Source organism: Streptomyces sp. NPDC021356 (genome assembly GCF_040641015.1).
Classification (GTDB): domain Bacteria; phylum Actinomycetota; class Actinomycetes; order Streptomycetales; family Streptomycetaceae; genus Streptomyces.
Genome location: NZ_JBFACU010000007.1, coordinates 47,196 through 70,475, shown reverse-complemented (window position 1 = coordinate 70,475; position 23,280 = coordinate 47,196). Strand labels below are relative to the sequence as shown.

Annotated in this window: 18 protein-coding genes; 7 read left to right on the top strand and 11 right to left on the bottom strand. The window is 72.9% G+C overall.

What is annotated here, in order from left to right:
• Window positions 1-133 precede the first annotated feature (133 nt).
• Both AB0G56_RS11135 and AB0G56_RS11130 read right to left on the bottom strand, forming a co-directional pair.
• Window positions 134-3,076 (bottom strand): BTAD domain-containing putative transcriptional regulator, encoded by a 2,943-nt coding sequence (locus AB0G56_RS11135; RefSeq protein ID WP_360967019.1) that lies wholly within the window; start codon window positions 3,074-3,076, stop codon window positions 134-136.
• Window positions 3,077-3,227: 151 nt separating this feature from the next.
• A complete protein-coding gene (locus AB0G56_RS11130; RefSeq protein WP_360967016.1) occupies window positions 3,228-3,623 on the bottom strand; it encodes a nitroreductase/quinone reductase family protein in 396 nt (131 codons plus the stop codon).
• Between the two features lie 445 nt (window positions 3,624-4,068).
• Here AB0G56_RS11130 and AB0G56_RS11125 point away from each other — a divergent pair, with 445 nt between their 5' ends.
• Window positions 4,069-6,654 (top strand): bifunctional FO biosynthesis protein CofGH, encoded by a 2,586-nt coding sequence (locus tag AB0G56_RS11125; RefSeq protein WP_360967014.1) that lies wholly within the window; start codon window positions 4,069-4,071, stop codon window positions 6,652-6,654.
• An 82-nt stretch (window positions 6,655-6,736) separates the two neighbouring features.
• Window positions 6,737-7,309, top strand: a complete 573-nt coding sequence (locus AB0G56_RS11120) for a hypothetical protein (RefSeq protein ID WP_360967012.1) — start codon at window positions 6,737-6,739, stop codon at window positions 7,307-7,309.
• 6 nt (window positions 7,310-7,315) lie between these two features.
• Here the strand turns inward: AB0G56_RS11120 and AB0G56_RS11115 are convergent, their stop codons facing one another.
• The gene (locus tag AB0G56_RS11115; protein WP_360967009.1) at window positions 7,316-7,561 is read right to left on the bottom strand and encodes a DUF397 domain-containing protein; all 246 of its coding nucleotides are present in this window, start codon (window positions 7,559-7,561) and stop codon (window positions 7,316-7,318) included.
• Window positions 7,558-8,370, bottom strand: coding sequence for a helix-turn-helix transcriptional regulator (locus tag AB0G56_RS11110; protein ID WP_360967006.1), 813 nt, complete (start codon window positions 8,368-8,370; stop codon window positions 7,558-7,560). Before AB0G56_RS11110 ends, AB0G56_RS11115 begins: the two co-directional genes overlap by 4 nt.
• Before the next feature lie 114 nt (window positions 8,371-8,484).
• Here AB0G56_RS11110 and AB0G56_RS11105 point away from each other — a divergent pair, with 114 nt between their 5' ends.
• Together AB0G56_RS11105 and AB0G56_RS11100 are read left to right on the top strand one after the other, a co-directional pair.
• Window positions 8,485-8,913, top strand: a complete 429-nt coding sequence (locus tag AB0G56_RS11105; protein WP_360967003.1) for an ATP-binding protein — start codon at window positions 8,485-8,487, stop codon at window positions 8,911-8,913.
• Window positions 8,914-8,981: 68 nt separating this feature from the next.
• Window positions 8,982-10,100 carry an ADP-ribosylglycohydrolase family protein gene (locus AB0G56_RS11100; protein WP_360967001.1) on the top strand — a complete coding sequence of 373 codons (1,119 nt, stop codon included), beginning with the start codon at window positions 8,982-8,984 and terminating at the stop codon, window positions 10,098-10,100.
• Between the two features lie 9 nt (window positions 10,101-10,109).
• Here the strand turns inward: AB0G56_RS11100 and AB0G56_RS11095 are convergent, their stop codons facing one another.
• The 4 genes from AB0G56_RS11095 to AB0G56_RS11080 form a co-directional block, all read right to left on the bottom strand.
• Window positions 10,110-11,687, bottom strand: coding sequence for a sodium:solute symporter family protein (locus AB0G56_RS11095; RefSeq protein WP_360966998.1), 1,578 nt, complete (start codon window positions 11,685-11,687; stop codon window positions 10,110-10,112).
• 382 nt (window positions 11,688-12,069) lie between these two features.
• On the bottom strand, window positions 12,070-12,261 hold the full coding sequence (locus tag AB0G56_RS11090) for a DUF397 domain-containing protein (RefSeq protein WP_360966995.1): 192 nt from the start codon (window positions 12,259-12,261) through the stop codon (window positions 12,070-12,072).
• A gap of 214 nt (window positions 12,262-12,475) precedes the next feature.
• Entirely contained in the window at window positions 12,476-13,333 is an 858-nt protein-coding gene (locus AB0G56_RS11085) for a helix-turn-helix transcriptional regulator (protein ID WP_360966992.1), read from the bottom strand.
• Between the two features lie 277 nt (window positions 13,334-13,610).
• The gene (locus tag AB0G56_RS11080; RefSeq protein ID WP_360966989.1) at window positions 13,611-14,378 is read right to left on the bottom strand and encodes a GPP34 family phosphoprotein; all 768 of its coding nucleotides are present in this window, start codon (window positions 14,376-14,378) and stop codon (window positions 13,611-13,613) included.
• 283 nt (window positions 14,379-14,661) lie between these two features.
• On the opposite strand from AB0G56_RS11080, the gene AB0G56_RS11075 reads away from it, so the two are divergent.
• Both AB0G56_RS11075 and AB0G56_RS11070 read left to right on the top strand, forming a co-directional pair.
• Window positions 14,662-17,184 (top strand): D-alanyl-D-alanine carboxypeptidase, encoded by a 2,523-nt coding sequence (locus AB0G56_RS11075; protein WP_360966987.1) that lies wholly within the window; start codon window positions 14,662-14,664, stop codon window positions 17,182-17,184.
• Window positions 17,185-17,356: 172 nt separating this feature from the next.
• Entirely contained in the window at window positions 17,357-19,267 is a 1,911-nt protein-coding gene (locus AB0G56_RS11070) for an MFS transporter (RefSeq protein WP_360966984.1), read from the top strand.
• A gap of 49 nt (window positions 19,268-19,316) precedes the next feature.
• Here the strand turns inward: AB0G56_RS11070 and AB0G56_RS11065 are convergent, their stop codons facing one another.
• The 3 genes from AB0G56_RS11065 to AB0G56_RS11055 are packed head-to-tail and all read right to left on the bottom strand — an operon-like array spanning window position 19,317 to window position 21,831.
• Complete coding sequence (locus AB0G56_RS11065) at window positions 19,317-20,207, bottom strand: MerR family transcriptional regulator (RefSeq protein ID WP_360966981.1); 891 nt, start codon at window positions 20,205-20,207, stop codon at window positions 19,317-19,319.
• Between the two features lie 56 nt (window positions 20,208-20,263).
• The gene (locus tag AB0G56_RS11060) at window positions 20,264-20,797 is read right to left on the bottom strand and encodes a glutathione peroxidase (RefSeq protein WP_360966978.1); all 534 of its coding nucleotides are present in this window, start codon (window positions 20,795-20,797) and stop codon (window positions 20,264-20,266) included.
• Window positions 20,794-21,831, bottom strand: coding sequence for a winged helix-turn-helix domain-containing protein (locus AB0G56_RS11055; protein ID WP_360966975.1), 1,038 nt, complete (start codon window positions 21,829-21,831; stop codon window positions 20,794-20,796). Before AB0G56_RS11055 ends, AB0G56_RS11060 begins: the two co-directional genes overlap by 4 nt.
• A gap of 80 nt (window positions 21,832-21,911) precedes the next feature.
• On the opposite strand from AB0G56_RS11055, the gene AB0G56_RS11050 reads away from it, so the two are divergent.
• A complete protein-coding gene (locus AB0G56_RS11050) occupies window positions 21,912-23,168 on the top strand; it encodes an MFS transporter (RefSeq protein ID WP_360966972.1) in 1,257 nt (418 codons plus the stop codon).
• Window positions 23,169-23,280 lie beyond the last annotated feature (112 nt).

Sequence of the window (23,280 nt, the reverse complement as noted above, 5' to 3'; positions counted from 1 at the left end):
CGTTGGAGCCGCCCACTCTAGATCGCGAGTGAGCCGGTCTCCCCGCCGGTCCGCCTGCCCCCCGACGCGACGGCCCGGCAACGACGAGCATGCCGTGCGGCGATAAACGTTCGATGAACGCGCCGGACGCGGATCAGGACGCGTGCGCGGGCGCCAGCAGGGTCCGCACGTCCGCGGCCTCGGGCGAGTTCGACCGCTCGTAGATCTCCAGCGCTTCCTGCCAGCAGACCCGGGCCCGGCCCGCCTGGCCGATTCCGTCGAGTGCCTTGCCGAGCAGGGTCAGCACGTTCCCGCGGCGCCACTCGCCCCCGATCTCCCGCAGCGGGGTCAGGGCCATCTCGGCGTTGGCCGCCGCCTGTGCGGGGCGCTGGGCGAGCAGGTCCACCTCGGCGAGCCGGAAGAGGGTCATGCCTTCCCACAGCCGCTGCCTGCTGGTGCGGAAGACGTGCAGGGCCTGGCGCAGGTGCGCGGTGGCGTCGGCCGGCTGGCCGTTCTTGCCGAGCGCCATGCCGAGCGCGTAATGGCCGTTGGCGGCCTTGAGCAGATGGCCCAGCCCCTCGTACATCTCCGTGCCCTGCCGGGCCAGGTCCACCGCGCTGTCCGCCCGCCCGGTCTGCAGGTGCAGGCGCGAGAGGTTGCACAGTGCCGCCGCCGCGCCGGAGAGGTCGCCGCAGGCCCGGAAGTCCGCGATGGCCCGCTCCAGGTGCTCCTCGGCCTCCGCGTACCGGCTCTGGTAGAAGGCGAAGGCGCCGAGGATGTTCGCCGCCCAGCAGCACGGCAGCGGATCGGCGGCGGCCTCCGAGAGGGCGAGCGCCTGCCGTGCCTCCAGGTCGGCCTGGCCGAACTGGCCCGACCAGTGGCGGGCGTTGGCCAGCACGAGGCAGGCCCGCCCCTCGGCGCGGCTGTCGCGGGCCGCCCGCGCCGCGTCGCGCAGGGCCGCCCCGGCCGCTTCGTACTCCTTGGAGTTCGCCCCCGACTCGGCGAGGTCGACCGCCGCCCACAGCAGGTCGACGGCCCGGCGCAGCGTCGTACCGCCCGACGACTGGCGTACGGAGGCCAGAAGCGGTACCGCCTCGGCGTAGAGCCAGTCCTGCGCGGCGCGGCGATCGGGGAAGACCAGCCCGGGGACGGCCGTCTCCTCCAGGTGGTCCACCAGCCGGTCCCCCGGCCGCTCGATCGCGTACACCCCCGCCGCCGTGGCCAGGTAGAAGTCCAGCAGGCGCGACATCGCCGCGTCCCGTTCGCCCGGGGGGCGTTCGTCGCGTTCGGCGCAGGCCCGGGCGTAGAGGCGGACCAGGTCGTGGAAGCGGTAGCGGCCGGGGGCGGCGGACTCCAGGAGGGAGGTGTCGACCAGGGACTCCAGCAGGTCCTCGGTGTCCTCGACGGGCAGGTCGAGGACGGCCGCTGCCGCCGCCAGGGAGATGTCGGGGCCGTCGGCGAGGCCCAGCAGGCGGAAGGCGCGGGCCTGGGCCGGTTCCAGTTGGCCGTAACCCAGTTCGAAGGTGGCCTTCACCGCCAGGTCGCCCGCCTGGAGTTCGTCCAGGCGGCGCCGTTCGTCGGCCAGCTTGGCGGCGAGGACGGAGACCGTCCAGGTGCGGCGGGCCGCGAGGCGGGAGGCGGCGATGCGGATGGCGAGGGGCAGGAAGCCGCAGGCGGCCACCACGTCCAGGGCGGCCTCGCGTTCGCTCGCCACCCGCTCCTCGCCGACGATGCGGGTGAAGAGCTGCAGGGCCTCCTCCGGGCTCATCACGTCCAGGTCGACCAGGTGCGCGCCCGCCAGGTCGACCATCCGCACCCGGGAGGTGACCAGCGCGGCGCAGCCCTCCGTGCCCGGCAGCAGGGGTCTGATCTGCGCGGCGTCGCGCGCGTTGTCCAGCAGGACCAGGACCCGGCGGCCGTCCAGGACGGAGCGGTACAGGGCCGCCCGCTCCTCCAGGGAGTCGGGGATCGCCGAGTCCGCGGTGCCGAGGGCGCGCAGGAAGGAGCCGAGGACCGTCTCCGGTTCGGCGGCGCGCTGCCCGGCGCCCTGGAGATCGGCGTACAACTGGCCGTCGGGGAAGGCCGTCCGGGCGTGGTGCGCCACGTGGACGGCCAGGGTCGTCTTGCCGACGCCGCCGATCCCGGCCAGCGCCGACACGGCCATCACCCGGCCGTCGGCCGAGGCCAGCATGGCGCCCAGTTCGGCGACGAAAGCCGCGCGTCCGGTGAAGTCGGGAACGGTCGCCGGGAGTTGGGCGGGCCGCACGGGGGTGACGGAGGGTTCCGGGGCGGGTGCGGAGGGCTCGGCGAGGGCAGGGTCGGCGCGCAGGATCCGCTGCTGCAACTCGCGCAGTTCCGGGCGCGGGTCCACGCCCAGTTCGTCGGCGAGCAGCCGGCGGGTGTCCGCGTAGACCGCCAGCGCCTCCGCCTGCCGGCCGCTGCGGTACAGCGCGAGCATCAGCAGTTCGCGCAGCCGCTCCCGCAGCGGGTGGGCCGCGGTCAGGGCGGTGAGTTCGGAGACGGCCTCGCTGTGGCAGCCCTGTTCCAGGTCCATGTCGAGGCGGGACTCCAGCAGTTGGAGCCGCCACTCGTGCAGGCGCACCCGCTGGGCCTCGGCGTACGGGCCGGGCACCCCGGCCAGCGGCTCGCCGTCCCACAGGTGCAGCGCGCGGTCGAGCAGCGTCCGCGCCCGGTGCAGGTCCCCTGCCGCCCGGGCCTTCTCCGCCTCCGTGGCGAGGTCCTGCGCCGCCCCGAGGTCCAGCGCGCCCTCGCCCAGGCCGCGTACGGCGTATCCGCCGGACTCGCTGACCAGAAGCCCGGCATCGAGGACCTTGCGCAGCCGGGACGCGTACGTGCGCAGCGCGGCCAGTGCCTGCGACGGCGGTTCCTCGCCCCACAGGGCGTCGATCAGCTCGGACGCCGTGGCCGTACGCCCCTCGCGCAGCAGCAGCGCGGCGAGCAGGGCCCGCTGCTGCGGTGAGCCGGTGGGCAGCGGTTCCTCGCCGCGCCAGGCGCGCACCGGCCCGAGTACGCAGAAGCGCAGCGCCGCCGACCGCTCGGCACGCCGCTGCTCCGGTACTCGCGGTACACCGTCCATCGCTGCTCCCTGGCCGCTGCCGAACTTTCCATCACCGAGAGGCCAGTTTGCCTTGTTCATGGCAGATGCGTCAGCTCCGGGAGACAGCGATCACAGGCCGTGATGCCCGGTCTCACAAGGCCCACACACGCTCTCCGCTTGCGGAGGCGCCTCAGTCGGTCAGATCCACCCGGACGGTCAGCAGATCCGTGCCGAAGGCGCGTACCGCCGCGCTGTTGAACCGGGGCAGGCGGCGCAGCCGGGCCCGGGCGTCGTCGTCGGGCAGGAGGTGGGCGGTGCCGTGGTGCCAGCGGCCCCGGATGCGGACGCGGACGGCCGGGTCGGCCTGGATGTTGCGGACGTACTGGGACCGGTGGCCGAACTCGGAGACGATCCAGAAGGATCCGTCCGTCAGGCGTCCGCCCACGGGGGTGCGGCGGGGCAGCCGGGAGACCCGGCCGGTGGTCTCCAGCAGGGTCTGCGAGGGCAGGCGCCGGTTGACCGGGTTGGCGACGTACCGCTGGAAGCGGGTGACCACCCGGTGCTTCAGCTCGCTGTGGCGGGTCATGGGCGGTCAGCCTAGGGCCTCGGCCCGGCCCTGGGAGCGGTGCCGGGCCGAGACCTTCGCCGGGCCGGTGCCGGGAAACGGATCGCGGTGCGGCCGGACCGGACCAGGGGTACGGCCCGCACGGCAACGCCATGGGCCGGGAGCGCGCCGAGGGGAGCGGCGCGGCAGATCACGCGGCCCCCGCCGCGCGGCCGAGCGGGACCGTGCGGGTCCCCGCCGCCGGCCGAGCGGATCCGTGCGAGTCCCGCCGCCCCTGCGCCGCGCGCTCGCCGCGCGCCTGCCCCCACACCGCGTGCCTGCCCCCACACCGCGTGCCTGCCCCCACACCGCGTGCCTGCCCCCACACCGCGTGCCTGCCCCCACACCGCGCGCCCACCCCCGCGCCGCGTGCTCCCCGCGCGCCCACCCCCGCCGCCCCTGGTCAACGCGATCGTATGCTCGGAGGATGACGACTTCCGCGACCTCCGGAACCGGCCCCACCGAGAACTCCATGCGTCGCGCCCTCAAACGTGCGCGGGACGGCGTCGCCCTCGACGTCGCCGAGGCGGCGGTGCTGCTCCAGGCCCGCGGCGAGCGGTTGCAGGACCTCGTCGCCTCCGCCGCCCGGGTGCGGGACGCCGGCCTGGAGGCCGCCGGCCGCCCCGGTGTCATCACCTACTCCAAGAGCGTCTTCGTCCCGCTGACCCGGCTGTGCCGGGACAAGTGCCACTACTGCACCTTCGTCACCGTCCCCGGCAAGCTGCGCCGCGCCGGACACGGGATGTTCATGTCCCCCGACGAGGTCCTGGACATCGCCCGCCGCGGCGCGGAACTCGGCTGCAAGGAAGCCCTCATCACCCTCGGCGACAAGCCCGAGGACCGCTGGCCCGAGGCGCGCGAATGGCTCGACGCGCACGGCTACGACGACACCATCGCCTACGTCCGCGCCATCTCCGTCCGCATCCTGGAGGAGACCGGCCTCCTGCCGCACCTCAACCCGGGCGTCATGTCCTGGACGGACTTCCAGCGTCTCAAGCCCGTCGCGCCGTCCATGGGCATGATGCTGGAGACCACGGCGAGGCGCCTGTGGTCCGAGCCCGGCGGCCCGCACCACGGCTCCCCGGACAAGGAGCCCGCCGTACGGCTGCGCGTCCTGGAGGACGCCGGCCGCTCCTCCGTCCCGTTCACCTCCGGGATCCTGATCGGCATCGGCGAGACCTACGAGGAGCGCGCGGAGTCCCTGTTCGCGCTGCGCAAGGTCGCCCGCGCCCACCACGGCATCCAGGAGCTGATCATCCAGAACTTCCGCGCCAAGCCGGACACGGCGATGCGCGGCATGCCGGACGCCGAACTGGACGACCTGGTCGCCACGGTCGCCGTCGCCCGGCACATCATGGGCCCCTCCGCCTGCCTCCAGGCCCCGCCCAACCTCGTGGACGGCGAGTACGAACGGCTCATCGCGGCCGGTATCGACGACTGGGGCGGCGTCTCCCCGCTCACCATCGACCACGTCAACCCCGAGCGTCCCTGGCCGCAGATCGACCAGTTGCGCGAGCGCTCCGCCGCCGCGGGGTTCGAACTGCGCGAACGGCTCTGCGTCTACCCGGAGTTCGTCACCCGGGGCGAGCCCTGGCTCGACCCCCGCCTCCTCCCGCACGTGAGCGCCCTCGCCGACCCCGCCACCGGTCTGGCCCGCGAGGACGCGACCGTCGAGGGCCGCCCCTGGCAGGAACCGGACGAGGCGTTCACCGCGTCCGGCCGTACCGACCTGCACACCTCCATCGACTCCGAGGGGCGCACCGCCGACCGCCGTGCCGACTTCGACGAGGTCTACGGCGACTGGGACGCCCTGCGCGAGGCGGCGGCGCCCGGCATGGCACCCGAGCGCATCGACACGGACGTCCGCGAGGCCCTGCGCACCGCCGCCGCCGACCCGACGCGGCTGACCGACGCCGAGGCCCTGGCCCTGCTGCACGCGGACGGTCCGGCGCTGGACGCTCTCACGCGGATCGCGGACGACGTCCGCAGGGCGGCGGTCGGCGACGACGTGACGTACATCGTCACCCGCAACATCAACTTCACCAACGTCTGCTACACCGGCTGCCGCTTCTGCGCCTTCGCCCAGCGCCGCACGGACGCCGACGCCTACACCCTCTCCCTGGACCAGGTCGCCGACCGCGCCCAGCAGGCCTGGGACGTGGGCGCGGTGGAGGTCTGCATGCAGGGCGGCATCCACCCCGACCTGCCCGGCACGGCCTACTTCGACATCGCCAGGGCGGTCAAGGAGCGCGTCCCGGGCATGCACGTGCACGCCTTCTCGCCCATGGAGGTGGTCAACGGCGCGTCCCGCACCGGCCTGTCGATCCGCGAATGGCTGACGGCGGCGAGGGAAGCGGGCCTGGACACCATCCCCGGGACGGCCGCGGAGATCCTGGACGACGAGGTCCGCTGGGTCCTGACCAAGGGCAAGCTGCCCACCGCGACCTGGATCGAGGTCGTGAAGACGGCGCACGAACTGGGCATCCGCTCCTCCTCGACCATGATGTACGGCCACGTCGACCAGCCCCGCCACTGGCTCGGCCACTTCCGCACTCTGGCCCGCGTCCAGCAGGAGACGGGCGGCTTCACGGAGTTCGTCACCCTCCCCTTCATCCACACCAACGCGCCGGTCTACCTGGCCGGGATCGCCCGCCCCGGCCCCACGGTCCGCGACAACCGGGCGGTCACCGCGATGGCCCGCCTGCTGCTGCACCCCTGGATCCCCAACATTCAGACAAGCTGGGTCAAACTGGGCACGGAGGGCGCCGCCGAGATGCTCCGCTCCGGCGCCAACGACCTGGGCGGCACCCTCATGGAGGAGACCATCTCCCGCATGGCGGGCTCCTCCTACGGCTCCTACAAGTCGGTCAAGGACCTCATCGCGGTCGCGGAAGCGGCGGGCCGCCCCGCGAGGCCCCGCACCACGCTCTACGGCGAGGTCCCCGAGGAGCGGCAGCGAGCGGCGGCGGCCTCCGACGGCCACCTGCCCGAGCTGCTGCCCGTCCTGGACTGAACCGCGCGGGAGGCGGCCCACAGTACGATGAGCCGACGGTTCCCGGGGCCGAACAGCTGAGTAGCCGAGGAGATGCGTGCCCATGCCTGCCCGAATACCTTCGTGGGCCTGGGTCAGCGGCCTGACCGCCGCGGCGGTCGTCGCGGTCGGGGTGCTGGCGGCCCAGGCGGACCAGGGCGAGCACCCCGTCGCGGCGCCCGCCCGCCCGAGCGCGTCGGCCTCGGCGGGCAAGCACCCCGGGGCCGGTTCCCCCAAGCACACGGCACCGCCCGCGCCCCCGTCCGACTCCGGCACGGGCCGCCGTGTCGTCTACTCCCTCGGCCAGAAACGCGTCTGGCTGATGGACGAGCGCGGCATGCCGTCCCGCACCTTCCCCGTCTGGCCCGGCACGGTCAGCCCCGACCCGGGCGCCTACGCGATCTCCCAGCGGGTCGCCGACCCGACGAAGGGCTCGGACGGGGTGGAGATCGAGCACATCATGTACTTCGCGGGCAAGTCGGGCGTCTTCGTCGCCTTCAGCAACGCCGTCGACGGCTCCTCGCCGCCGCCGGTCGCCGAGGGCATCAAGACGGGCGGCGTCCGCACCGGCAAGCAGGACGGCGCGGCCCTGTGGGGGTTCGCGGAGAAGGGGACGCGGGTGGTGGTCGTCGACTAGCTGTAGCTAGCGACGCGCCGCGAAGCCCAGGAACTCCGCCCAGGCGCTCCCGGCGAACGCGAGCTGGTCGCCGTCCCTGGCCTTGGAGTCACGGACGTGGACGGCGGCCGGGGCGGCGGCTATGGCGACCTCGACGCAGTCGGGGCCCTCGTTGCTGCTGTAGCTGCTCTTGAACCAGTCCAGGGCCACTTCGACGCAGTCGGGGCCGTCGTTGCCGCTGTAGCTGCTCTTGAACCAGTGGAGGGCAGTCATGCCAGGTCTCCCAGTCGTTTCTCGATGAAGGCCAGTGACTCGCCGGGCGAGAGGGCCTGCGCCCGGATCATTCCATAGCGCATCTCCAGGATCTGGACGTCCCGCGGGTCACTGATCACACGGTCGTACAACTGCCCCTCTGAGTGGCCCAGTGTTTTGCCGTCCCGGAGCTTCAGTACCCGCAACGAACCCATCATGCCCGCATGATCCTCCCGATCCGTCGGCATCACCTGGATCGATACGTGCCTCAACTTGCTGATCTCAAGCAGGTGTTGGAGCTGGCGGCGCAACACCATTCTGCCCCCGATGGGCCGCAGCAGGGTCACCTCTTCCTGGACGAAGGTGATCAGCGGCCTGGGCACGCGCTCGAAGACGGCCTTCCGGGCCATGCGCGCCGCGACGAGGCGCTCGACCTCGTCCTCCGTGTAGGCGGGCCGTCGCATCGCGTACAGCGCCTGGGCGTACTCCGGGGACTGGAGCAGCCCGTGGATGTGGAGGCCGGCGTACGCCCCCAACTCCACCGCGTCCTCCTCCAGCTTCTTCAGGTCCCGTACCTTCTTCGGGTAGCGCGCCTCCTCCACGTCCTTCTTCATGGCGGAGAGCTTGCCGCCCGCGCCGAGTGCCTGGTCGGCATTGTCGAGGAAGTCGGGCTTGGGGACGCGCCGTCCGCGTTCCACCGACGAGACCATCTCCTCGCCGTAGCCGATGGCGGCGCCGAGTTCCGCCTGCTTGAGCCCGGCGGTCTCGCGCCACATCTTGATCTGCCGGCCGACCGTCCTGAGTACGGCCTCGGCCTCCTCGTCCTCCATGGCCTTCCCCTCCTGGCGTACGAGCCGTACGACCCCGGTGAGCGTCCGGACGGTAACTCCGCGTACCGGGTTCGTGACTGTTCAGCGTAGGGTCGGGCGGCCACGCTGGGTGACATGAGTCAGGAATTGCTCCCCGGGGTCACTCCCGCCACGCACCATTTCGTCGTGCAGTTGTCCGCCACTCGAAGAGGTGCGCGACTGGCCCGGCTGCTGGCCGAGCGGCAACTCGACGACTGGGGACAGCCGTTCGAAAATGCCGTGCAGGTCGTGGCGGAGCTGGCGTCGAACGCGGTGTTCCACGGGCGGGTCGCGGGCCGGGACTTCCGGCTGACGCTGAGGCGGTACTCCGGCGGCATGCTGCGGATCGAGGTGACCGACGCGCGTGGTGACCGGTTCCCGCAGGTCGCGGAGGCGTCGGCGGGGGAGGCGGAGGCGGAGTCCGGGCGGGGTCTGCGGATCGTCGCGGCGTACGCGGACCGCTGGGGTGTGGAGGAAGCGCCGGCCCGTGCGAAGACGGTGTGGGCCGAACTCGACCGACCCTGAACACACGGTTCCCCTTCGACTACAGTGCCGAGCGTCGTACGTACGGACGGTGCCGTGAGGAGGTCTGGGTGGGTACGACGTCCGGGGCCGTCTGGGGGCGTGCCGAGCAGCAGGACTTCCGGGGCCGGGTGCGCGGCACGCTGCTCGGGGGCGCGCTGGGTGACGCGCTCGGGGCGCCGGTGGACGGGCTCGGGCTCCAGGAGATCCGGGCGGCGCACGGGCCCGAGGGTGTCGTCGACCTCGTCCCGGCGCACGGGCGGCGCGGGGCCGTCACGCACCTCACCCAGCTCACCTTGTTCTCCGTGGACGGGCTGATCCGGGCGCAGGTGCGGCGGGACGCCGGGGCCTGGCACCCGCCGACCGACGTGCACCGGGCGTACCTGCGGTGGGCGGCGACCCAGCGGGACTGGGGGCCCGACGAGCGGCGCGAGGACGACGGGTGGCTGGCCCGCGAGGAGTGGCTGTACGCGCGGCGGGAGCCGACGCGGGCGCTGCTCGGCGGGTTCGGGGACGAGACGATGGGGACGCTCCAGGCGCCGAAGAACCCCGGCGAGGCGGGACCGGAGGCCGCCGCGCGGTCCGCGCCGTTCGGGCTGCTGGTCGGGTGGGAGCCGCAGCTGGTCGTGCAGCTCGCCGTGGAGTGCGCCGCGCAGAGCCACGGGCACCCCTCGGCCTGGCTCGCGGCAGGCGCGTACGCCGTGATCGTGCACGCGCTCGCCCGCGGTGACGGGCTCGACGCCGCCGTGCAGAAGGCGCTGGCGCTGCTGGCCGTACGGCCCGGCCACGAGCCGGTGTCGGACGCGTTGCAGCACGCGCTGGGCGCGGTGCGCCAGGGCATGCCGGGCCCCGCGCGGGTGGAGGAACTGGCCGGTGAGGGCACCGCGCAGGGACTGCTGGCCGTGGCGGTGTACTGCGCGCTCGTCGGCGAGGACGTACGGCACGGCCTGTGCCTGGCGGTGAACCAGAGCGGTCCCTCGGGCGCGGCCGGGGCCCTCACCGGCGGCCTGCTCGGGGCCCTGCACGGCGAGACGGCCCTCCCGCCGGCCTGGCTGGTCGAGCTGGAGGGCCGTCCCACCCTGCTGGTCCTGGCGGACGACTTCGCGATGGAGATGACCCAGGGCGCCGCGCTGCACGGGCCGGCCGGGTCGGCTCCGGGCTGGCTGGCCCGGTATCCGCGGGGTACCTAGAGGGATCGGTCAGGACGGCCGGGGGCCGATCACGTCGTCGCCCGCGCCCGCCGGGGCCGGTACCGCGGCAGCCCCCGCCGAGCCGCCGTCCCCGTCGGTGTTGACCCGCTCGATGACCGCGAGCCGCTCGGGGGTGTCCTCCGGCCGGACGTAGCCGACGACGATGTACAGGACCAGGGAGACGGCGAGGGGGATCGACACCTGGTACTGGAGCGGTACGCCGCCCTCGACGTTCCAGTTGACCGGGTAGTTCACCAGCCAGAAGGCCAGCAGGCCCAGGCCCCAGCTGGTCAGCGCGGCCGTGGGGCCGGAGCGGCGGAACGGGCGGAGCAGGCCGAGCATCATCGGGATCGCGATCGGCCCCATGAGCCCGGCGACCCACTTGATGACGACCGTGATGATGTCCTTGAACGCGGGGGAGTCGACCTGCGTGGCCACCGCCATGGACAGGCCGAGGAAGACGACGGTCGTCACACGGGCGGCGACCAGGCCGCTGCGCGCGCCCCACCCCCGTGCCCGCCGCGACAGCACGGGTGCCACGTCCCGGGTGAAGACGGCGGCGATGGCGTTGGCGTCGGAGGAGCACATGGCCATCGTGTGGGAGAAGAAGCCGACGATGACCAGGCCCAGCAGCCCGTGCGGCAGGAGCTGTTCGGTCATCAGGGCGTAGGAGTCGGAGCCGTCGGGCTTGTTCGCGTGGACCAGCAGCGGCGACATCCACATGGGGAAGAAGAGGACGACCGGCCAGACGAGCCACAGGAGGGCCGACAGCCGCGCCGAGCGTTCGGCCTGGCGGGCGCTGCCCGTGGCCATGTAGCGCTGGGCCTGGTTGAGCATGCCGCCGTTGTACTCGAAGAGTTTGATGAAGAGGAAGGCCAGCAGGAACACGGTGCCGTACGGGCCGACCAGCGGCTTGCCGTGGCCGTGCAGGGCGGGCTCGTCCCAGGCGCCGAGGAAGCCGATGCCCTTGTCGTTCAGCTTCAGGACGACGGCCACGAACATCGACACGCCCGCCAGCAACTGGATGACGAACTGCCCCAGTTCGGTGAGCGCGTCCGCCCACAGGCCGCCGATCGTGCAGTAGACCGCGGTGATCGCGCCGGTGATGAGGATGCCCTGGTTCAGGCTCATCCCGGTGAAGACGGAGAGCAGGGTCGCGATCGCCGCCCACTTGGCGCCGACATCCACGATCTTCAGCAGCATCCCGGACCAGGCGAGGGCCTGCTGGGTGGAGAGGTTGTAGCGGTTCTTCAGGTACTCCAGCGGTGAGGCCACGTGCAGGCGGGAGCGCAGCCGGTTGATGCGCGGCGCGAACAGCCTCGACCCGATGGCGATGCCCAGCGCGATGGGGAACGACCAGGTGACGAAGGAGGTGACGCCGTAGGTGTAGGAGATGCCCGCGTATCCGGTGAACAGCACCGCGCTGTAGCCCGACATGTGGTGCGAGATGCCGGACAGCCACCAGGGCATCTTGCCGCCGGCGGTGAAGAAGTCGCTGACGTCGCCCACCCGCTTGTGCGACCAGACGCCGATCGCGACCATCACTCCGAAGTAGCCGATGAGCACGGCCCAGTCGAGACTGTTCATGTGCCCCCTTCCAGGGTCCGCCTTGTGAACGCCGCTCAGCTGGTTGGCACTTCGCCTGAGCGGGGTAGGGGCGAGGAAGGCCGCGAAGTGCCCGCTCATCGTGGGATCGGTTACGCGGGCACGACAAGAAAGCGGAAGGTCAAGAGCGAGTAAAGATGTTCGGGCTGCTGACCTTGGTTCACCTACATGAACGCCAGGGGATGTGAAAGAGACACGGGACGAAGCGGGGAAGGGGTGCGAAAAGGGTACGAAAAAGCCCTCTCGGCAAGGACGGCGAACCGGCCGGGGGGCTTTTCCGTGCGGCGCTCGCGGTGCTGCTCGCGCCTGCTGTGCTCTTCAGTTGTCTGTCACGACGCGGGAGGAAGGCCGGAAGGGGCCTCCCTCACGCCCTGACCGATGCCACGAACGAGTTCCACGCGTCGGCGGGGAAGCCGAGCACCGGGCCCTCGGGGACCTTGGAGTCCCGGACCGCCATGGCGGCGACGACCGGTGACTTGACCTCGACGCACGCGCCGTTGCCCGTGGAGTACGAGGACTTGGTCCACGTCTCCGTGGCGCCCTGACGAATTGCCATTTCTGCTCCGGATTGCGAGTGAGGGGTTGAGTTGCTGTCACCGCACGACGCGTTCGGGGAACCCACAGCGCGGTTTGGGCCAACGGTGTTGCTCGATGGCGTGATCGACGCTACTCGCCGGCCTCGACAGGTGAAGTGATCGTTCACTCGACCGGATGGCATATTCCAACGGCTCTTCCGAAAAAGAGCGTTGGCGGTGTACTGTGCGCCGTCCTCAGCGCGCGTAGTCCTTCGCGGCCTTCTCGATGAACTCGCGCGACTGCTCCACGTTCAGCGCCTGCGCCCTCAGGTGCTCGTACATCACGCTGTACTTCTGCACGTCGTTGGCCTTCTCCAGGTACAGGTCGCTGGTGACGCCCTCGATGTAGACGACGCTGGAGTCGGCCGTGTCCGGGAACTCCAGGATGGCGTACTGTCCGTTCAGCCCGGGGTGCGCGCCCATCTCGAACGGGATCACCTGGACCGTCACGTGCGGCAGTTGCGACTGCTCGACCAGGTGCTCCAGCTGCTCCCGCATCAGCGAGCGGTTGCCGACGACCCGGCGCAGCGCGGCCTCGTCGAGGACCGTCCACAGGCGCAACGGGTTCTCGGCGGCGGAGATTCGTTCCTGCCGCCGCATCCGCACCTGGACGCGCTTCTCGATGTCCGCGGGCGCCGTCTCGGGCAGCGCCCCGGCGATCAGCGCCTCCGCGTACTGCCGGGTCTGGAGCAGGCCGGGGACGACCTGAGGGTCGTACACCCGCAGGCTCGCCGCGTCCGTCTCCAGGCCGATGTAGACGCTGTACGGGATGTCGCCGAAGGAGTGCCACCAGCCCTGCTGGCGCGAGTCCTTGGCCATCTGCATCAGCGAATCGACGACCCGGTGGTCCGCCACCTCGTAGACCCCGCACAGGTCGCGGACGTCGCGCTGGCTGATGCTGCGCCGGCCGTTCTCCAGGCGGCTGATCTTCGACTGCGACACCAGCAGCCGCTCCGCCACCTCCTCGGCCGTCATGCCCTTGAGCTCGCGGAGCCTGCGCAGCTCCTGGCCCAGCCGGCGCCGCCTGACGGTGGGATTGACATTGGACGCCACGGGACGTGCACCTCCGGCTGCATGCCTCTACTTTGCGTATCTGCTGCTGAGCAGACTGCCACCAAGGTGCTTCTCGCCGCTGGGAAACGCCGGATGTGCGGCGCCTGCGCGCCGGTTCGGGGCCGTGGTGAACGGCCGGGCGGGGTGGAGGGACCGGTGATCCCTCCACCCCGCCCGGACCAGCGGCTCCCGAACCGGGTCCGGGGACTGCGGTGCGGCGCTCAGGTCGGTCGTTCCGCCACTTCGTGTCGCGTGACGTTTCTGCTGCCGCGGCGGCTCAGTGCGCCACCGCACGGGCCATGGAGCCGATGCCACCGCGCTGCGGCTGCATCGGAACGCCATGGGCCGGTTCCGGCGCGGGCCTGCCGCCCGCCGTGGCCTGCCGCCCGCCGGCCGAGGCCGGACCGCGGCGCGGCTGGGCCCCCACGCCGTTCTGCACGTCCATCACGGCGTGCGCCACGAGACCGCCCATCGGGTCGTGGCGGATCAGGTCCCGCAGCCGGGAACGCGACGAGCGTCCCTCGTTGCCCGGATACAGGTGCTTGCCGAGTCCGACCGCGTGGGCCAGCGCGGCGAGCGCCGCGGTCCGCGGGTCCGGCGGGACGCCGGTGCGGATCGCGGAATCGAGCCGGGACCGGATCTCCCGGCTGATCGCGTTGTCCGTGGCCTGATAGCGAGTCGTCGGCAGCACCCCGCACATCTGGCCGGCCACGGCGTGCACCATGCCGCACCGTTCCAGGTGCGAGAGGTAGGTCTGGCGGAGCCCGAGACGGGGCCCGCCGATCCAGTGGACGGCCCGTACCGGAGCGCCGCGCCTTCGCAGCAACTCCAACGCGCAGTCCAGAGTCGGATCTCCTGTCGGCCGTGGTACCACCACGGCGATACGATCCCCGTCTGGGGCTATCCGTCCGGCCAGCGCCAGCTCCACTAGCTGTGCTCCGGCCAGACCCAGGTCGAGCGACTGCGGCTGTGCGGTGGTACCCGTGGTCGGGTCCAGCGCCAGCAGCAGAAGCTCCTCCGGAAGTGTTCTGCGGTTCCTGCCCATCCATGCCTCCCCGCGTGGATGAATGACAGGGTGACCCCTCTCACATTGGTCTGTCGAGGGTGCGTGACCGGTTCGTAGTGGAACCAGTAGGTATGTCGTTCTCGTCTTCCGCTTTGGGTTTGGCCCGCGCACAGGACACTGGTACATGGTTCGGACAGTGGTACGACCGAGTGGTACAGGCGGTGGTACGGCCACTGGTCCGGCCGGACGGTACGGCTGTCGTGCGGGCGGCGGTTCACGGTTCGTAGCGGCACGCGGGGCGTGCGGCACAGAGGAGGCATCGGTGGCGGGCGAGTCCCCCGACAGGTCGAAGCAGCACGAGTCGTCGGCAGAACCGACGTCGGGGAGCGCGGGTCCGGTTCCCGGGGCCAGGAGCGAGGCACGCGATGCCCGCGACCCTCGCCTCACGGTGGCGGGGGAGCCCGGGGATTCCGGTACGTCGTCCGGTACGTCGTCCGGTACGCCCTCCGGCAGGTCGTCCGGCACGTCGGAGAGCCGGGGTGGCGTGGACACGGCCACGCGGGTGCTCTCGGTGCGGGGCGTGGTGACGGAGTCCGACGAGCCGGGGAAGTCCGACGGCTCGGGGAAGCCCCGGGGCGGGGCCGACGGCGGGGCTGAGGACAAGAGCGAGGACGAGGGCAAGGGCAACGGCAACGGCTCGGAGCCGGCCGAAGAGGTCGAGGAGAGCGCGGGCGCCGGTGCGGCGGACTCCGGCGCGGAGGACGGCGAGGAGGGCGCGGGCGAAGGCGAGCAGGAGGCCGCAGGCGAGCGCGCCGCCACCTCGGGTGACACACGCCTGCGGGCGGCAGTGGCCGCGTGGGTGGATGCCGAGGACGCCGCGGACGCCAAGGACGCCGACGAGGGCGTGGAGGCGGCCGAGGCGGCGGGCGACGCCGAGCCCGAGGGCAAGACCGGCAAGGACACTCCGGACAACCAGGACGGGGAGGACGGCAAGCGCTCCGAGCCCGAAGCGGACGGCGAAGTCGCGAAGGCGCCCGAGGCCGGGGATCCCAAGGCGCCCGAGGCCGAGCCCGACGACGGGTCGAAGCCGGAGTCCGAGCCGGAGGCCGAGGCACCCGGGGCCAGGACCCCGGCCGGGCCCCCCGTCGACCAGCCCACCGCCGTCTTCAAGACGCCCAGGCCCGCCGTCGACCAGCCCACCACCCTGCTGAAGCTGGGCGGCGCACCGAAGACCGGGACGAAGAGCGACGCCAAGGGCGGGACGAAGGGCGCCGCGAAGAGCGACGCGAAGAGCGACGCGAAGGACGGACCGAAGGGCGACGCCAAGTCCACCCCGAAGCCCGCGCCCGGGTCCCGCGCGGCCGAGTCCGAGGCCGAGCGCACCAGCAAGTTCGTCGCGCTCAAGCCCCTCGACGACGCCCCGAAGGCGGCGCCCACCGCGCCCACCGCGTCCACCGCGTCCACCGCGCAGGCGGCGCCCACCGCGCCCGCGGTGACCCCCACCCCCACCGCCCGCAACCACCGGCCCGGCTTCGAACCCACCACCCAGCAGCCGCTGCCCCCCAAGCCCCCGCTGGACCTGCTGGCGGAGCTGACGAACACGCCGCCGCCGCCTCAGACCCCGCTGCGCACCACCGTGCGCCGGGTGAAGATCTGGACCCCGCTGGTCCTGCTCCTCGTGGTGATCTTTGCGGTCGTGCAGGCGCTGCGCCCGCTGCCCTCGCCCGCCCTCGCCCTCACCGCGAAGGACACCTTCACCTTCGACGGCACCAAGCTGACCCTGCCGTGGCCGAACGAGGGCCAGGGCTGGATGGACGTCGACGGCGTCGACACGATGGACCACTTCGGCGAGCAGAAGCCGGTGGCCATCGGGTCGGTGGCCAAGACCATGACGGCGTACATCATCCTGCGCGACCACCCGCTGAAGGTGGGCCAGGAGGGGCCGAAGATCACGATCGACCCGCAGGCGGAGAAGGAGGGCGGCTACGACAAGACCGGTGACGAGTCCACCCTCAACACGGTCAAGGCCGGCCAGACCCTCACCGAGAAGCAGGCGCTGTCCGCCGTCATGATCCCGTCCGCGAACAACATCGCGCGGCTGCTCGCTCGCTGGGACGCGGGTTCCGAGGCGGCGTTCGTCAAGAAGATGAACGCCACCGCCAAGGAACTGGGGATGGCCAACACGACGTACACCGACCCCTCCGGCCTGACGAAGACCACCGTCTCCACCGCCGAGGACCAGGTGAAGCTCGGCGACCAGGTCGTGAAGAACCCGGCGCTGGTGGCCATCACCAGCGCGGCCAGCTGGACGGACCCCTCCGGCAAGAACTGGCCGAACTGGAACGAGCTGCCGTACCGGATGGGCGCCATCGGCATCAAGACCGGCAGCACCACCGCGGCCGGCGGCAACCTGCTCTTCGCCGCCCGCAAGAAGGTCGGCGGCCAGACGGTCACCGTCGTCGGCGCGATCCTGGGGCAGCGCAAGAGCCCCATCCTGACGACCGTCAACAACGTCAGCAAGACCGCCCTCCAGGCCGCCAAGGAGGCGCTGGCCTCGGCGAAGATCCTCAAGAAGGGCGACGTCGTCGGGTACGTGGACGACCAGCTCGGCGGTCACACCCCGGTCGTGGTCACCGAGGACGTCACCGCGGTCGGCTGGGCCGGTTCCAAGGTGAAGGTGTCCTTCGCCCCGGACCAGGTGCCGCACTCGGCGAAGGCCGGTGCCAAGGTCGGCACGCTCACCGTCGGCGACGGCGGCGCGAGCGGCGCGGTCAAGGTCCCGGTCGCCCTGCAGAAGGACCTCAGCGAGCCCGGCTTCACGGACAAGCTGACCCGCCTCGGCTGACGGGCACCCGGCACCCCGGGTGCCGGGAGATCCGCGAGCCTTGGCGCACCCCGTCGGGGAGCCCCACCCGGGCGCTCCCCGGCGGGGTGCGTGCTAGCGTCACGAATCGGGCACGTCACCGGTCGTGGGACGAGGCCGCGAACAGAGGACGGGACACGGGGAGTGCCTTCAGGTGGCCACTGCGGAGCCGACACGCGCCGACGACGCCGATCCGGGCCCGGGAGCCGGCCCGCGAATAGGTTCGCGCACGACCGACACGGAACGTGATTCCCCGGCCGCGCGCGGTGATGACGCCCCCGGCCGCTCCGAGGACGACGCGGCCGTCCCCGCTTCCCGGTGGCCGCGCGGGCGGGCCGCCGTCATGGCGCTGCGGGAGCGGATGCTCCAGCACCCCGTCCTCTCGATCACCGGCCTGGCCGGTGTGCTGCACATCGTCTGGTTCTTCACCTTCGCCAACAGCGGCGGTGACCTCGCCGCGCAGGACGCGTGGGCCGAGTTCGTCGGCCGGCACCCGGACTCGGCGTACAACCTCGCCTGGTACGGCGGCATGCACGCCGTCTCGTACAGCATGGTGTCGCCGTACCTGATGTCCGTGCTCGGCGTCCGGACCACGATGATGATCGCGGGCACGGTGTCCGCGGGCCTGCTCACCCTGATCCTCATCCGCAGCCGCGTGGTGAGGAACCCCCTGTGGGCGGCGCTGGCCGGCGTGTTCGGGCTGCTGTGCAACGCGATATCGGGCCGGGTGACGTTCGGCCTGGGCACGATGTTCGCGCTCGGCGCGGTCGCCGCCGTCTTCTGCTGGCCGCACCGCTGGCGCCACAAACGCGGGGCGAAGGCACTGGTCGCGGCCCCGCTGGCCGCGCTCGCCACCATGGGCTCGCCCGTGGCGGGCCTGTTCGTGGGCCTGGTCGCGGTCGCCCTGTTCCTCCAGAAGCGCCGCCCCGGCGCCTGGGCGCTCGGCGTGGCGCCGAGCGTGGTGGTGGCCGTCTCCGCGCTGCTGTTCCCCTTCTCCGGCACCCAGCCCATGGGCTTCGGCTCGGCGTCCCTGCCGCTGCTGTACGCCGTCCTCGCCGCCGTTCTCGTCCCCCGGCAGTGGAAGACGGTCCGGATCACCGCCTGGGTGTACGCGCTGGCGGTGGTCGGGGTCTGGGTGATCAGCTCCCAGATCGGCTCCAACATCACCCGGCTGGCGATGCTGTTCGCGGGGACGGTGCTGGTGGCGGCGCTGCCGTTCACGGTGCCGCGCTCGCGCAGGTGGTACGCGGCCGTACTGGCCCTGGTCGGCTTCGGCGTCTGGATCGGCGTCAAGACGGTGGACGACATCGTGCACACCGCGCCCGCCGCCTCCTGGTCGCGCGAGCTGGCACCGCTGGTGCACCAGTTGCAGAAGGTCGGCGCGGCGAAGGGCCGGGTCGAGGTGGTCCCGGCCAGCTCGCACCGCGAGGCGTCCGCGCTGGCGCCGTACGTCAACCTCGCCCGCGGCTGGAACCGCCAGGCCGACATGGAGCGCAACCCGCTCTTCTACGACGACACCCTCAACTCGGCCAACTACCACGAGTGGCTCCAGCGCTGGGCGGTCCACTACGTGGTGCTGCCCAAGGGCGAACCGGACGGCGACGGCGGGCAGCGCGAGCGGGCGCTGGTGCAGCGCGGCATGCCGTACCTCAGCCAGGTGTGGGGCGACGCCAACTGGCAGCTGTTCAAGGTCACCGACTCCACGCCGCTGGCCGAGCCGAACGCGGTCGTCGACCGCGCCGAGCAGGGCGAGCTGACCATCGAGGTGCGCAAGCCGGGCCGCGTGCTGATCCGCATCCCGTACTCGCCCTGGCTGAGCCTCGTCGACGACCACGGCAAGAGCCTCAAGGCCCCCCAGGAGACCGAGGCGTCCAAGCACCGGCTCAAGGGCACGCCGAAGACGTTCGACAACGTCAACGGGTGCCTGGCGGAGACACCGCAGGACGCCAAGGGCGACAGGTGGACGATGCTGCTCGCGCCGGAGACGGGCACGTACCGGCTGGCGGCGCCCTACCGGCTGCCGCGCGGCACCCCGTGCCCGGACGAGCTGAAGCCGGCGAAGTGAGGAGCGGGCCGCGGAGCAGGCACCGCGGCCCGCCCCGGCTCACCTCGTCTCACTTGAGGGGAAAGGCCACGTCGCACACGGGGTCCTGCGGCCCCGCCGCGTCCCAGTCGGCGACGTACACCTCGCGGCACGGCCCGGCCTGCGTGAGCCCCCGCGCGGCGATCCACTGCTCCACCGCCTCGAAGGCGGCCATGATCTGCGGATGGGCCACCTGCGCCTTGGTGATCCGGGTGTACGCCAGCCGCCGGGCGGGCTCGACGCGCACCGCCGTCTGCCAGGACCGCCCCCCGGCCGCCGCCCAGGCGCGTGCGGCCCGCTCGTCGGCGACCGGCACGCAGGACTCCGCGGGACCGTCGCTCTCCATGGACACCTCGGCGTGGTAGACGACGTACGGCGCCGCCGTGACACCCCCGCACGTCCGCGCCGCGCCCTCCAGCCGGGTCAGCGACGCCCCGATCCACGCGGGCAGCTCGCCCGCCAGCGTGTGCCGGGTCTCGGTGATCACCACCCGCTCGGGCACGTCGACCGTCTCGACCACGAACTTCCCGTACATATCGGAACTCCTCCCCGACAGCCGTACACGGAGGTATTCGGCGAGGGTCCGCTGCCCGGCCACCCGGCTCTCGACGCCGGCCCAGTACGCGGCGAGCCGGCCGGCCGCCTCGGCGCCGTCCACCTCCACCGCCGCGACCACCTCCGCCACCCGGGCCAGCGGCATGTCCAGCCGGCGCAGCAGCGCCACGAGCCGGGCTCGCTCGGTCTGCGAGGCACGGTAGTAGCGGTAGCCGCTGGCCTCGTCGACGTGCGCGGGCGCCAGCAGCCCGAGGCGGTCGTAGAGCCGCAGCGCCTTCGCCGACAGCCGGGACCGCGCCGCGAACGCGCCGATGGTGAGCAGTTCCGCGTCCCCGTCGTTCCCGTCCACCCTGCCATCCTCCGTCACCGGGCGGTCTGTTCCGCCCGGTGACCGGAAGACTCGGCCCTGCCCCAGGGGCAAGGTCAAACGGCGCGGCCGAGCTGGGCCTCGACGGCCGCGACCAGTTCGGGCGCGTCGGGCTCGGTCTGCGGTGAGAACCGGGCGACGACGGTGCCGTCCCGCCCGACGAGGAACTTCTCGAAGTTCCAGCGGATGTCACCGCTGTGCCCGCCGGCGTCGGCGAAGCCCGCCAGACGCTCGTAGAGCGGATGCCGGCCCTCCCCGTTGACCTCGGCCTTCTCGGTCATCGGGAAGGTGACGCCGTACGTCGCCGAGCAGAACTCGGCGATCTCCCCCGCGCTGCCTGGCTCCTGCCCCATGAACTGGTTGCAGGGCACGCCGAGCACGGTGAAGCCCTGGCCGGCGTAGCGCTCGTGGAGCTTCTCGAGTCCGGCGTACTGCGGGGTGAGCCCGCACTTGGACGCCACGTTCACGATGAGTACGGCCTGCCCCGCGTACTGCCCGAGGTCCGCGGGACCGCCCTGGAGGGCGCCGATCTCCACATCGAGGGGAGAGCCCTGGGGGGCGGCGCCGCCGTTGCTGTGTTCAGTGGTCATGCCGGGATGCTAGGCCCTGTCACCGGCTTCCCCTCCGTCCCGGTGCCCGAGGCGGCCGTGACGAGGACCTGGCCCGCGCCCGTGCGGGAGTACAGCACCGACCGCCCGGCCCGGCGCCGCTCCACCAGCCCCGCGTCCAGCAGCACCCGCAGGTGCCGGCCGACCGACCCCAGCGCCTGCCCGGTCACGGCGGTCAGCTGGGTGGTGCTCAGCGGCGAGTCGAGCAGGGCGAGCACCTGGGCCCGGGACCCGCCCAGCAGCGCCCCGAGCGCGGCGGGGACGGTGGAGCGCCGCCGCTGCCCGCCGGCACCGGCGGCCAGGACACCCGCGCACGGGTAGACGACGGCGTACCGGCGCTCGGACTCGTCCCACGACACCCAGCCGTGCTGCGGTGTCACCGGCACGAACAGGAGCTGGGCGCCGGAGATCTCACGCGGCGGGTACTCGTGCAGATTGACCTGGAACCGGTTCTCGCCGAGCCAGCGCGTCCCCGGCCGCAGGGCGTCCAGCACGGCCGCCCAGCCGCCCCGGCCCATCTGCGCGGTCCGCGCCACGACGTCCGCCTCCAGGACGCGCCGCCGCCGGTCCCAGGAGGGCCGTACGGTCTGCGTCCAGACGCACTCCAGCAGTGCGGCCGCGCGGTCGGGCAGGTCGTTCCGCTCCAGTTCCGCCGGGACGGCTCCCGCGAGCGAGGTCCGCAGGTGCGCGCGGGCGGCGGCCGGGTCGGCGGCCCGCACCCGCGCGACCCCCTCGGCGAAGGACTCCCCGTCCCGGGGCGTGGGCGTGAGGAAGTCGGCGATCCACTCCCGGCCGAGCCCCGCCCGAACGAGCAGCGCGGTGACCGGGTCCCGGGCCAGCCGCGCACGGTAGGCGGGCAGGTGGGCGCGGAGCCAGGCCCGCTCGCCGGGGTGCCCGCCGCCGTAGCCGCCCGCCCCCTTGTGCAGCAGGATCAGGCTCGCGAAGGTCTCGGCGAGCGGCGAGAGCACGAACCGGCTCCCGGCGAGCGTGTCCGCGTTGACCTGCCACCAGCCCATGTCCGCCCCTGCCGCCCCGTCGTTTCGCGTCGGCGCGAAACAATAACGAGCGCCCGCGGCCCCGGCCCAGACTCCGGCGCATGCGCAGCTACCAGGACCTGTTCCGCACCCCCGAGTTCACCCCGCTCTTCCTCTCCGCCGCCGCCCAGACCGCCGCCCAGACGATGAGCGGCCTGGCGCTGGGCACCCTCGTCTACCGGGCCACCGACTCACCGCTGCTGTCCGCGGTGAGCATGTTCGGGTCCTCCCTCGCGCAGGTACTGGGCGCCACCCTGTTCCTGTCGGGCTCCGACCGGCTGCCGCCGCGCAGCGCCCTGACGGGCCTCTCGCTCGCCTTCGCGGCCGGCACGGCGGTGCTCGCGCTGCCCGGCCTGCCGCTCTGGGCCGTCTTCGCGGTCGTCCTCGTCCAGGGCCTCGTCGCCTCGCTCGGCGGCGGCGTCCGCTGGGGCCTGCTGAACGAGATCCTCGCGTCCGGCGGCAACGACGGCTACCTGCTGGGGCGTTCGCTGTTCAACATGATGAGCGGCGTCATGCAGATCACCGGGTACGGGGTCGGTGGCGCCCTGGTCGCGCTGGTCTCCCCGCGCCCGTCGCTGCTGCTGTCGGCCGCGCTGTACGCGCTGGCGGCCGCGGCCGCCCGCCTCGGCCTGAGCCGGCGCCCGCCCCGCGCTGCGGGCCGCCCGTCCGTCGCGGCGACCTGGCGCACCAACGGCCGGCTGTGGTCGGACCGCCCGCGCCGCCTGACCTACCTGGGCCTGTGGCTGCCCAACGGCCTGGTGGTCGGCTGCGAGGCGCTGTACGTGTCCTACGCCCCCGGCGCGGCGGGCACCCTCTTCGCCTGCGCGGCCCTCGGCATGCTCGCCGGTGACCTCACGGTGGGCCGCCTGCTGCCGCCGGTCCCGCGCCGCCGGGCCGCCACGCCCCTGCTGCTGCTCCTGGCCGCGCCGTACCTGCTCTTCGCCCTGCACCCGCCCGTACCGGTCGCCGCCTGCCTGGTGGCGCTCGCCTCGGTCGGGTTCGGCGCGAGCCTGGTCCAGCAGGAGCGGCTGATGGCCCTGACCCCGGCCGAACTGAGCGGCCACGCCCTCGGCCTGCACTCGGCGGGCATGCTGACCCTCCAGGGGGTGAGCGCGTCCCTGGCGGGCGCGGTCGCCCAGGTCACCTCACCGGCGGCGGCGATGACGGCACTGGCGGCGGCGTCGGCCGCCGTGACCCTCGCCCTGGCGGCGGCCGCCCGGCGCACCCGCACGGTGGCGGGGGCGGGTGCGGGGGAGACGGGAGAGGCGGGAGAGGTGGGGGACGCGGGGGAGCGGTCCCGCCCGGCCCCGGCCCCCTGACCGCGGCAGAAGGACTCCCCGTACCGCGGGATGGCTCGCCCTGCCGCGGGATAGAGTCGCCTGGTGAACCGGCCGTGGGGGCGGCCGGTGACGCTTGGCGGTGCCGGGTCGG

Bases quoted from the DNA above. Each gene is read 5' to 3' on its own strand.
- AB0G56_RS11080 (WP_360966989.1), bottom strand. From the start codon at position 14,378: ATGGGCAGGAACCGCAGAACACTTCCGGAGGAGCTTCTGCTGCTGGCG.
- AB0G56_RS11120 (WP_360967012.1), top strand. From the start codon at position 6,737: ATGCCTGCCCGAATACCTTCGTGGGCCTGGGTCAGCGGCCTGACCGCC.
- AB0G56_RS11115 (WP_360967009.1), bottom strand. From the start codon at position 7,561: ATGACTGCCCTCCACTGGTTCAAGAGCAGCTACAGCGGCAACGACGGC.
- AB0G56_RS11095 (WP_360966998.1), bottom strand. From the start codon at position 11,687: ATGAACAGTCTCGACTGGGCCGTGCTCATCGGCTACTTCGGAGTGATG.
- AB0G56_RS11130 (WP_360967016.1), bottom strand. From the start codon at position 3,623: ATGACCCGCCACAGCGAGCTGAAGCACCGGGTGGTCACCCGCTTCCAG.
- AB0G56_RS11055 (WP_360966975.1), bottom strand. From the start codon at position 21,831: ATGGGCTGGTGGCAGGTCAACGCGGACACGCTCGCCGGGAGCCGGTTC.
- AB0G56_RS11125 (WP_360967014.1), top strand. From the start codon at position 4,069: ATGACGACTTCCGCGACCTCCGGAACCGGCCCCACCGAGAACTCCATG.
- AB0G56_RS11060 (WP_360966978.1), bottom strand. From the start codon at position 20,797: ATGACCACTGAACACAGCAACGGCGGCGCCGCCCCCCAGGGCTCTCCC.
- AB0G56_RS11090 (WP_360966995.1), bottom strand. From the start codon at position 12,261: ATGGCAATTCGTCAGGGCGCCACGGAGACGTGGACCAAGTCCTCGTAC.
- AB0G56_RS11105 (WP_360967003.1), top strand. From the start codon at position 8,485: ATGAGTCAGGAATTGCTCCCCGGGGTCACTCCCGCCACGCACCATTTC.
- AB0G56_RS11110 (WP_360967006.1), bottom strand. From the start codon at position 8,370: ATGGAGGACGAGGAGGCCGAGGCCGTACTCAGGACGGTCGGCCGGCAG.
- AB0G56_RS11050 (WP_360966972.1), top strand. From the start codon at position 21,912: ATGCGCAGCTACCAGGACCTGTTCCGCACCCCCGAGTTCACCCCGCTC.
- AB0G56_RS11135 (WP_360967019.1), bottom strand. From the start codon at position 3,076: ATGGACGGTGTACCGCGAGTACCGGAGCAGCGGCGTGCCGAGCGGTCG.